Origin of the sequence: Vibrio mimicus CAIM 602 (assembly GCF_000338875.1) — a bacterium.
GTDB lineage: Bacteria > Pseudomonadota > Gammaproteobacteria > Enterobacterales > Vibrionaceae > Vibrio > Vibrio mimicus.
Genome location: NZ_AOMO01000067.1, coordinates 1 through 9,147, shown reverse-complemented (window position 1 = coordinate 9,147; position 9,147 = coordinate 1). Strand labels below are relative to the sequence as shown.

Below are 9,147 nucleotides of genomic sequence, written 5' to 3'. Positions count from 1 at the left end.
TTACAGCCGTGCCAAACTGAAACACACACATAACAAACGCCTCAAGAGGGACTGTCAACGTCGTGGCGTTTCCAGTCCCAATGAGCCGCGGTGGTTTCGGTTGTTGTGTTTGAGTTTGGTTGTTATGCGTTGCCAGCCCCTTAGGCGGGCGTTATAAATACAGTCAAAATCATCGCTAGGGAGCAGCAATGATAATTAGCAATACATTAGAACCAGGAGACTTAGGTCACATCGTTAAGCAGCATGGCTTACTTTACTCGAAAGAGTATGGCTATGACTTTACCTTTGAAGCATATGTTGCAGAACCTCTAGCTCAGTTTGCAAAACGTAATGGCAAACGAGAGAGGATTTGGTTGGCCCGACTCGATGGTGAACTAGTCGGTACGATTTGTATTTGCGAAAATTCAAATACTGAAGCTCAACTTCGCTGGTTCTCAGTAGACCCAAAGGCTCGCGGGAAAGGTTTAGGAAAAACTCTAATTGAGCAGGCACTTAGTTTTTGTATTGCGCAAAACTATTCCAAAGTAATCCTTTGGACAGTTGCAGGTTTAGTTGTTTCAAAGTCACTTTATATCAAAAATGGATTTCAGTTAATCCATGAGGAAGAGTGCGAACTTTGGGGGCAAACTCAGCTTGAACAGTGTTACGAAAAATATTTATAACAAACAATTCAAGCTGATTCGCAACGCTCGGCGCTTTCGGTTTCAATTGGTTTGGTGATTACGGTGCATCGTTTGAGTAAGGTGGCAGCGTTGCTCACAGCTTAATTGGGCGTTATGGCGCAAGGTGAAAATGAAAGCCATCGTTGATTTAATTAGAAAAGATCCCATTCGACTAGAAGCACTAGAATGTGTTTATCAGCTTGAATTGCCTCAATGCTACATAGCCGCAGGTTTTGTGCGAAACCTTGTCTGGGACTCTTTACATCACAACGTAAAGCTGACGCCATTAAACGACATTGATGTCATTTTCTTCGATGCCGATTGTTTAGATTCAGATTATGAAAAATCACTTGAACTCAAGTTGTCGGAGCAAATGCCCCAGCTCAATTGGCAAGTGAAAAATCAAGCTAAAATGCACTTACAAAATGGCGACAATCCTTACCAAAGCGCATTGGATGCCATGAGCTATTGGCCTGAAAAAGAAACGGCGGTAGCAGTGAGAAAAGTCGAGCACGATCGTTACGAATGTATATCAGCCTTTGGTTTCGAGAGTCTATTTCAAGGTTTCATCACACATAATACTAAGCGAGCATATGGAACCTTCGAAAATCGAGCAAAGTCAAAAGGTTGGTTAGTTATGTGGCCTGACTTGAAAATTGCGCCATAACAAACGCCTCAAGAGGGACTATCAACGCGTGGCGTTTCCAGTCCCATTGAGCCGCGGTGGTTTCGGTTGTTGTGTTTGAGTTTGGTGGTAATGCGTTGCCAGCCCCTTAGGCGGGCGTTATGAAGCAAGGAAGCATCAGTATGATAAAGAAAGTCGGAAATATAGAAATTCAGTTTAAGCATAAAGCAACCTGTCATTGTGGCTCTGTTGTTTTTGAGTTGACTCTTCCAAATGGAATTGAAAACCCAAGACGTTGTGATTGTTCTATCTGTCGAAGGAAAGGAGCAATAGTTGCTTCAGTTGATTTAAGTGGAGTTCGCATTGTCGAAGGCGAGAAATATTTGAAGCTCTATCAGTTTAACACACTGACAGCTAAGCATTATTTTTGTACCAATTGTGGCATCTATACTCATCATCAACGACGCTCACAACCCAATGAATATGGTTTCAATGTGGGTTGTCTTGAGGGTGTCAATCCATTTGATTTAGGTGATGTGGTAACAAATGATGGGGTAAACCACCCTGCAGATAGAACAGCTTCATAACAAATGCCTCAAGAGGGACTGTCAACGCGTGGCGTTTCCAGTCCCAATGAGCCGCGGTGGTTACAGTTGTTGTGATTGAGTTTGGTGTTATGCGTTGCCAGCCCCTTAGGCGGGCGTTATGCCCAAAGCATTTTAGGTCGTCGTATGTCAATAGAGTCTATCGTGGAAAGCACTTGGTCTGAGATATTGAAACTGCAAGCAGAAGTCTATCATTTGGTTGAACCAGAGAGCCTAGAAGTATTGAGGGATAAGTGGCTAAGATCTCCAAGTAGCTGTTTTACCTATCGAGATGATGAACAATTAATGGGGTATTTGTTAGCGCATTCTTGGAATAGTAGAACGCCTCCGAAATTGTTCAATAAGTTACCGAAAGGTACAGAAGGCTCAATTTTATTCCTCCACGATTTGGCAGTATCGAATCATACGTTTGGCAAAGGTATTGGCTCAAAAATGATTGAGCATTTAGTGAATGTTGCGACAGCTTCAGGCTACAAAGAAATCTTGCTAGTTTCTGTTCAGAACTCGATGCAATTTTGGCAAAAACAGGGTTTTACAAGTGTAGAGCAAGAAGTGTGTAATAGTTATGGTGATAGTGCGCAGTTGATGAAGCGGGTACTTTTGGCATAACAAACGCCTCAAGAGGGACTGTCAACGCGTGGCGTTTCCAGTCCCAATGAGCCGCGGTGGTTACGATTGTTGTGTTTGAGTTTAGTGTAAGCGTTGCCAGCCCCTTAGGCGGGCGTTATGCGCCAATAAAAAACGAAAGGTTGGTCTCTAAATGTTAATTGAAACGGAACGACTAATACTAAGAGCTTTAGTCGAAGATGATGCAAGAGACTTGTTTGGTATATTCTCAGACCATGATGTCATGAAATATTGGAACTCTAGTCCCTGGGTTTCAATTGATGAGGCTAGATTATTTATAGCCAATAGCGTACAGGCAATGAATAGTAATACAGAAGTGACCCTAGGTATTTACCTAAAGAGTACTGGTCAACTTCTGGGCAAGATAATGCTATTTAACTATGCAAAAGAGTCTGGGCGCGCAGAAATTGGGTTTGGCGTCAGCCGTAATTTCTGGGGTAAAGGTATTGTATTCGAGGCGGGAACTGCGCTTATTGAATACGCATTTAAAAACTTGCAGTTACGTCGAATCGAAGCTGAGATAGATCCAGACAATATTTCTTCAGGTAAGGCCTTGGAACGGTTAGGGTTTGTTAAAGAAGGCTTTCTAAGGCAGCGGTGGGAAGTTAACGGGGTTGTATCAGATTCCGCAATTTATGGGTTACTAGCTAAGCCTTTGGACAGTGCATAACAAACGCCTCAAGAGGGACTGTCAACGCGCGGCGTTTCCAGTCCCAATGAGCCGCGGTGGTTGCAGTTGTTGTGTTTGAGTTTTGTGTTATGCGTTGCCAGCCCCTTAGGCGGGCGTTAGGCTTATGGAGGAGCCGTGAAAAAAATACTAGTGATCCTTGGGCATCCCAATACAGGTAGCTTCTGCGATGCTCTATTCAATTCGTACATCAAAGGTGCAGAGTTAAGAGGTGCAAATATTCGCACCATTAAGTTGAGTGAATTGAGTTTTGATCCTGTTCTTTGGAAAGGTTATCGTGAAATCCAAGAATTAGAGCCGGACTTGATTAAAGCTCAACAGGACATTCAGTGGGCAGAGCATATAGCTTTTATCTATCCAATTTGGTGGGGATCTATTCCTTCGCTGATGAAAGGGTTTATCGATAGAATTTTTCTCCCTGGTTTTGCTTTCAAGTACCGTGAGAACTCCCCATTATGGGATAAGCTTCTTTCTAATCGAACCGCACAACTCTTAGTGACAATGGATACCCCGCCTTGGTATTTTCGTTGGGTTTATCGAAGTCCGGGGCATAATGAGATGAAGCGGACAATACTTGGTTTTTCGGGCATTAAAGTGACCAAAATTTCAGAGTTTTCCCCTATACAGTCCTCTAAGCCAGAGCAAAGAGAAAAATGGCTCAAAGTAGCAGAGCGGCTAGGTGAAAAAGCCTAACAAACGCCTCAAGAGGGACTGTCAACGCATGGCGTTTCCAGTCCCAATGAGCCGAGGTGGTTACGGTTGTTGTGTTTGAGTTTAGTGTTTGTGCGTTGCCAGCCCCTTAGGCGGGCGTTAGAACCAAGGAAGGAAATATGGCTTCAGAGTTAAAAAGAATTAAAAAACGAAAAGAGGCTCGAGGTGAGTTAGAAAAACTATACGAAAAATCGGAGCAAGTTTTCCTAATTCATTATTCCTGTGAATCGTTCTATGACATAAAAGATGGTAGAACACCTAGAGTTACCTCTATCGCTTTGAGGAATCTAAAAACTGCTCAAACAGAAAGTGTTTCTATCCATAAGGTCGCAGAGCGAAGAAATGTAGATATTTCAGACATACCAGAGAAGTACGATACTTTAGAGAAAGAAATGCTAGCTGATTTCTTTGAGTACATAAAATATCGCCAGAATTTTAGCTATATACACTGGAACATGCGTGATGGAAATTACGGCTTTTCAGCTATTGAGCATCGATTTCAGGTTTTAGGCGGTGAACCGTTGCAAGTTCAAGATGAAAAGAAATTTGATCTCGCTAGGGCGATTATCGATATCTTCGGGCGAAACTACATTGATCATGGAGATTGTGGGCGTTTTATCAGTCTGGTTAATTACAACAATATGACTTCTAAAGGTATGCTAACTGGGAAAGAAGAGGCAAATGCGTTCGACAGTGCTGAATACGTCAAACTTCACCAATCAACTCTACGCAAAGTTGATGCTATGTCCAACATTGTGGAAAGGGTCGTTGATGATTCTTTGCTCACGTGTGCTACCTGGAAAGATAAATATGGTTTTCATCCCAAAGCAATTGTTGAGTATGTTAAAGAACATTGGCTATGGTCGCTAATAGCAATTTCAGCAGTTCTAATTGGTCTAGTAGCGCGCGTTCAGCAATGGTTCTAACAAACGCCTCAAGAGGGACTGTCAACGCGTGGCGTTTCCAGTTCCAATGAACCGCGGTGGTTACGGTTGTTGTGTTTGGGTTTAGAGTTAATGCGTTGCCAGCCCCTTAGGCGGGCGTTAAATTGCAGTCAAGGATGGTGGATTATCAACATTGATATTTATGATGTGTTTATTGACGAATCGGCCTTTGGCAACTCTTGCGGGGTACTAGAGCTAAAGAGCTGGCTTTCTGATACCGAATTACATCAAATCACCCGTGAAGTTGGACAGCCTGTCACTTCGTTCATTACTCACATCGACGGACAGTTTCACATTCGCTGGTTTGCATTGGATGGTGAAATTAATCTTTGTGGTCACGGGAGTTTAGGTGCTGGTGCAGCGATCCTTTCTAAGTACCAACTGGAAAATGTAGTTTTCAACAGTAAATACGGTGAAGTGGTGATTTCTAAAAGAAATGACCAATATTCATTGTTATTACCCAGCTGGGAAGGTAAGCCTTGTGTCGTTCCAGTAGAAATCTCTGATTTAGCGACTGATGCGATTGATGTTTTCTCTACCCGAGACTTAGTCTTGGTTTTGCCTTCGATTGAGACTGTAATGAATTTCCAGCTAGATGATGAGCGCTTGAGAAAAATCAACGAATACCATGCTCTGATTGTAACGGCTGCAAATGGTAATAGTGGTTATGTTCTAAGATACTTTGCACCCAAAATTGGCATATCTGAGGATTTAGCAACAGGCTCAGCACAATGCTCTCTTGCACCATATTGGTTTAATAAACTTGGCTCCAACTCATTGAATGCGCGTCAACTTTCAATGTCAGGTGGTTATTTTGAAGTAGAGAGAACAGCTGAAAATTCAATTACAGTATTTGCCCAAGCAAAGCGGCGAGCAGTTGCAATTTAACAAACGCCTCAAGAGGGACTGTCAACGCGTGGTGTTTCCAGTCCCAATGAGCCACGGTGGTTTCGGTTGTTGTGTTTTAGTTTTGTGTTATGCGTTGCCAGCCCCTTAGGCGGGCGTTAGCCATCAAGGATAAAAAATGAACAATAAGAATAGCAGTTTAAAAATGGGATTATTAGATAATGGAGCCCATTCATTGAAGCGAGGCTATGAAGTTTGGAATGAATGGAAAAAGAATGAGGACGGTTGGCTGTTAAAAGAATCCATAATCTGGGTTCATCATGGAATAGAATTGTTGCTTAAACAATTATTGGTACAAAACAACGAGTTTTTAGTTTTTCAAGACGTGAATAAAGCGGTTGAAAGGTTGGGTATACTTCGCAATAAGCCGGGAATGGACAATGCGGGAGTACTCGACTTGTTTGATCATGATGATAAAGTCATGTCTGTTGGCTTTAAAAATCTTATCGAACGTGTTGCCATCACTCTTACGATAGATGAGCTTAGCGCAAAGTCTGATCTTCGTGATCAGATTGATCAGCTAACAAAATTTAGAAATAAAATTGTACACTTTTCAATTGAATTAGATGTAGTTGAAGTATCGGAATTGATATCCGATATCTTAGACCCACTGTTATGTATGCTATCAAGAGAGGTTAGCTGCGATCATTTTAAGAAGGTAACTATCCTAGAAATACGAAAAGTTGCTCAGCCTGTTCAAGAATATCTAAAACATATACGCTCAGAAATCGTATCAAATGCATTAGCAGCGACAGAAAAAGCACTATGTACAGATAAGAAAGCTGGGATTGTTCATCAAGTTCTTGGCAGTGGATTAAGTGTTACACTAGTGTCATATCTTGAAAAAGTAAAAAATCTAGATTCTTTTCGAACAAAACCAATATTTATTATTACTGACCGCGTTGCTATTGCAGACCAAGTTTACCACCTAATTTCTAATAGCCTAAACGTGCTCTTATACAAAAGTGAATATGCAGAAAGGCTAAGTGATGAATTAAATAATAAAAGTGCACATATCGTAATCGCTACAGAGCAAAAGCTGATGAGAGAAGGTTTTCTGTTTAATGATGATTGCTTACTGGTAGGGTTTAATACGCACTCTATTAAAAACAGGTTAGAAGAGTGCTTTCCACAATCTACGCGTATTTTATTTACTAGTACTCCAATCATCAAAGATCAGGAGTTTTTTGGAGAACTAGTTCAAGGGTATGACCTATTGCATGCAATACAAGATGAAGTATTGAAACCTATTCATATTTTGAGAGAAACTCCTGTACTAACAGATATTGAGCATATCTCTGATGAGGCTTACTTTCTTGGTTCAAATTTTCATTTTGCTAGATGTAATCACTTGGCTGAAAGAATTGTTGAGCATTTTGAATCAAAGGCCAATCAAAAAGCACTAATCGTAGTAGACACTATTGATCACGCATGTCATATCCTTGATCAGGTTTTAAGCCTTAGACCAAAATGGGGGGCTGATGGATATGAGCGTATTCAGAAAGTATCATATATGGAAAACACAGATGTGGCACGAAATAGGCTCAAGTTATTTTTGGATGCAAATAGCTCTCTATCAATGCTCGTAGGAACAGGTAGCTATTTTACAGGCTTCGATAGTAGTCTAGTTTCTTCGGTGTATGTAACCTGCCCAATTTCACTTCAGCTTAGATATCGTTTAGCTAACTTGGTTAGTCGTAGTAATGCATTTGAGCAACGTGGAGAGATAGTAGACTTTGTTGGACTTGACTGGACTCTGTAGATGGCTAACAAAGCATTTAAGAGTGATTCGCAACGCTTGGCAGTTTCGCTTCGCTCAAGTATAGCCAAGCGCTACTCACACCTTAATGCGGCGTTATATTCTCGGAGGAAAAATGTCTAGCGGTAGAGATTACGAGATTTTTGTTCAAAACTTGCAGCAAGCGTTGCTAGATTCTGAAGAGTTCTTAAAGCACAAAAATATTGAGATCGAGCGAAATAAGAAAATCGCTGATAATTTTGGGATTGTACGGGAGTTTGATCTTTACTGGGAATATGAATTAGCTGGTGTTTCATATAAAACTATCATCGAATGTAAGGACTATGCTTCTAAAGTATCAGTTGAAAAAATTGATGCTTTAATTGGTAAAATTAGGGATATTCCAGATTTGAAGCCTGTATTCGCAACGAAGGTCGGTTATCAAAGTGGTGCAGAGGCTAAAGCAACAAATAATAAGATTGACTTACTTATCGTTCGTGAGCAAAACGAGTCTGATTGGTATGACAAAGATGGTACTCCTTTATTAAAGTATGTGAATGTTGATATACAGGCACAGCTACCAGTTCGAATTATTGGTTTTCACCCGATGATTGACGGGCACTGGGTGAAAGAGAATACCGATATTGATATTACTGAACCTCTGGGCTTCGAATCTATGTCCAATGAAGTATTCATTAATGATTTGCTGAAAAATGATAAGTTTTCTATTCATGAACTCGAAAATCGCTTGCGCAATGAGTATCGTGGTAAATATGGCCAAAATTCACTCGATTACCCATGTGACAATGCGTATATTGAGACGCCTGAATATAGTTTAAAACTGCATAGCTTAAGTTTTGAATTTTATGTTCCTAAGCCACACTCAATTCCATTCACTATCGACTTCTCCACGGAGCTTATCGGGGTAATTGAATACCTTAACAAAGATCGAAAAACGGCAGTTTTTAGAGAAAATATTGTGCGTAGTTGGTGATCGAATATAACAAAGCATTTAAGAGTGATTCCTTACGCTTGGCATTTTCGCTTCGCTCAAGTATAGCCAAGCGTGCGTCACACCTTAATGCGGCGTTATACCTATCGAGGGAAATACGTTGGAATTTCAAAGAATCATGGAAGATTTAGAGCAGTTCGGAATTCAAAACGATCTTGCTCAATCTGATAAACCAAAGAAGTACCTGAATATCACAAGAGACACTGGTGAGTTCCTATCTGTGCTGGTTAAAGCAACAGGCGCACGCAGGATCTTGGAAGTTGGCACATCTAACGGATACTCGACGATTTGGTTAGCTTCGGCACTTCCCGATGATGGTAAGGTTTACACCATTGAAGCAAACCCTAAGAAAATCGAAGAGGCATCGATAAATTTTAATCAGACGCATACAAGCTCGAAGATTGTTCAACTTGTCGGAGACGTTATAGAAGTCCTATCTGATGTGCCTGAAAGTATGGATTTTATCTTCCTTGATGCTAACAGGAAAATCTATGTATCGTTAGCCGGTGACTTATTCAATCTTCTGAAAACGGGTGGTTTACTGGTCTGTGACAATGCCACCTCTCATGCAGATGAACTTGCAGAATTCAGAGCGTGGGTAAGCTCTCAACAAAACCTGAGCGTTTCAT

At 41.1% G+C, this 9,147-nt stretch carries 11 protein-coding genes; all 11 read left to right on the top strand.

Annotated features, from left to right (window positions below; all coding sequences use genetic code 11):
• Positions 1-188 precede the first annotated feature (188 nt).
• Positions 189-662, top strand: a complete 474-nt coding sequence (locus tag D908_RS02620) for a GNAT family N-acetyltransferase (RefSeq protein WP_000587227.1) — start codon at positions 189-191, stop codon at positions 660-662.
• Positions 663-792: 130 nt separating this feature from the next.
• On the top strand, positions 793-1,329 hold the full coding sequence (locus D908_RS02625) for a nucleotidyltransferase family protein (RefSeq protein WP_005526932.1): 537 nt from the start codon (positions 793-795) through the stop codon (positions 1,327-1,329).
• A 140-nt stretch (positions 1,330-1,469) separates the two neighbouring features.
• The gene (locus D908_RS02630; RefSeq protein ID WP_005526931.1) at positions 1,470-1,874 is read left to right on the top strand and encodes a GFA family protein; all 405 of its coding nucleotides are present in this window, start codon (positions 1,470-1,472) and stop codon (positions 1,872-1,874) included.
• Between the two features lie 162 nt (positions 1,875-2,036).
• Complete coding sequence (locus D908_RS0119935; protein WP_235047391.1) at positions 2,037-2,501, top strand: GNAT family N-acetyltransferase; 465 nt, start codon at positions 2,037-2,039, stop codon at positions 2,499-2,501.
• A 151-nt stretch (positions 2,502-2,652) separates the two neighbouring features.
• Positions 2,653-3,189, top strand: coding sequence for a GNAT family N-acetyltransferase (locus D908_RS02635; RefSeq protein ID WP_005526930.1), 537 nt, complete (start codon positions 2,653-2,655; stop codon positions 3,187-3,189).
• Positions 3,190-3,324: 135 nt separating this feature from the next.
• A complete protein-coding gene (locus D908_RS02640) occupies positions 3,325-3,900 on the top strand; it encodes an NAD(P)H-dependent oxidoreductase (protein WP_005526929.1) in 576 nt (191 codons plus the stop codon).
• Between the two features lie 137 nt (positions 3,901-4,037).
• Positions 4,038-4,844, top strand: coding sequence for a hypothetical protein (locus D908_RS02645; RefSeq protein ID WP_005526928.1), 807 nt, complete (start codon positions 4,038-4,040; stop codon positions 4,842-4,844).
• Between the two features lie 165 nt (positions 4,845-5,009).
• Entirely contained in the window at positions 5,010-5,750 is a 741-nt protein-coding gene (locus D908_RS02650; protein WP_005526927.1) for a PhzF family phenazine biosynthesis protein, read from the top strand.
• Positions 5,751-5,886: 136 nt separating this feature from the next.
• Positions 5,887-7,530 carry an HsdR family type I site-specific deoxyribonuclease gene (locus D908_RS02655; protein WP_005526926.1) on the top strand — a complete coding sequence of 548 codons (1,644 nt, stop codon included), beginning with the start codon at positions 5,887-5,889 and terminating at the stop codon, positions 7,528-7,530.
• Between the two features lie 112 nt (positions 7,531-7,642).
• Positions 7,643-8,500 (top strand): restriction endonuclease, encoded by an 858-nt coding sequence (locus D908_RS02660; protein ID WP_005526925.1) that lies wholly within the window; start codon positions 7,643-7,645, stop codon positions 8,498-8,500.
• Positions 8,501-8,618: 118 nt separating this feature from the next.
• Positions 8,619-9,147: O-methyltransferase (locus D908_RS02665; protein ID WP_005526924.1), on the top strand; the 529-nt coding region annotated here is incomplete at its 3' end.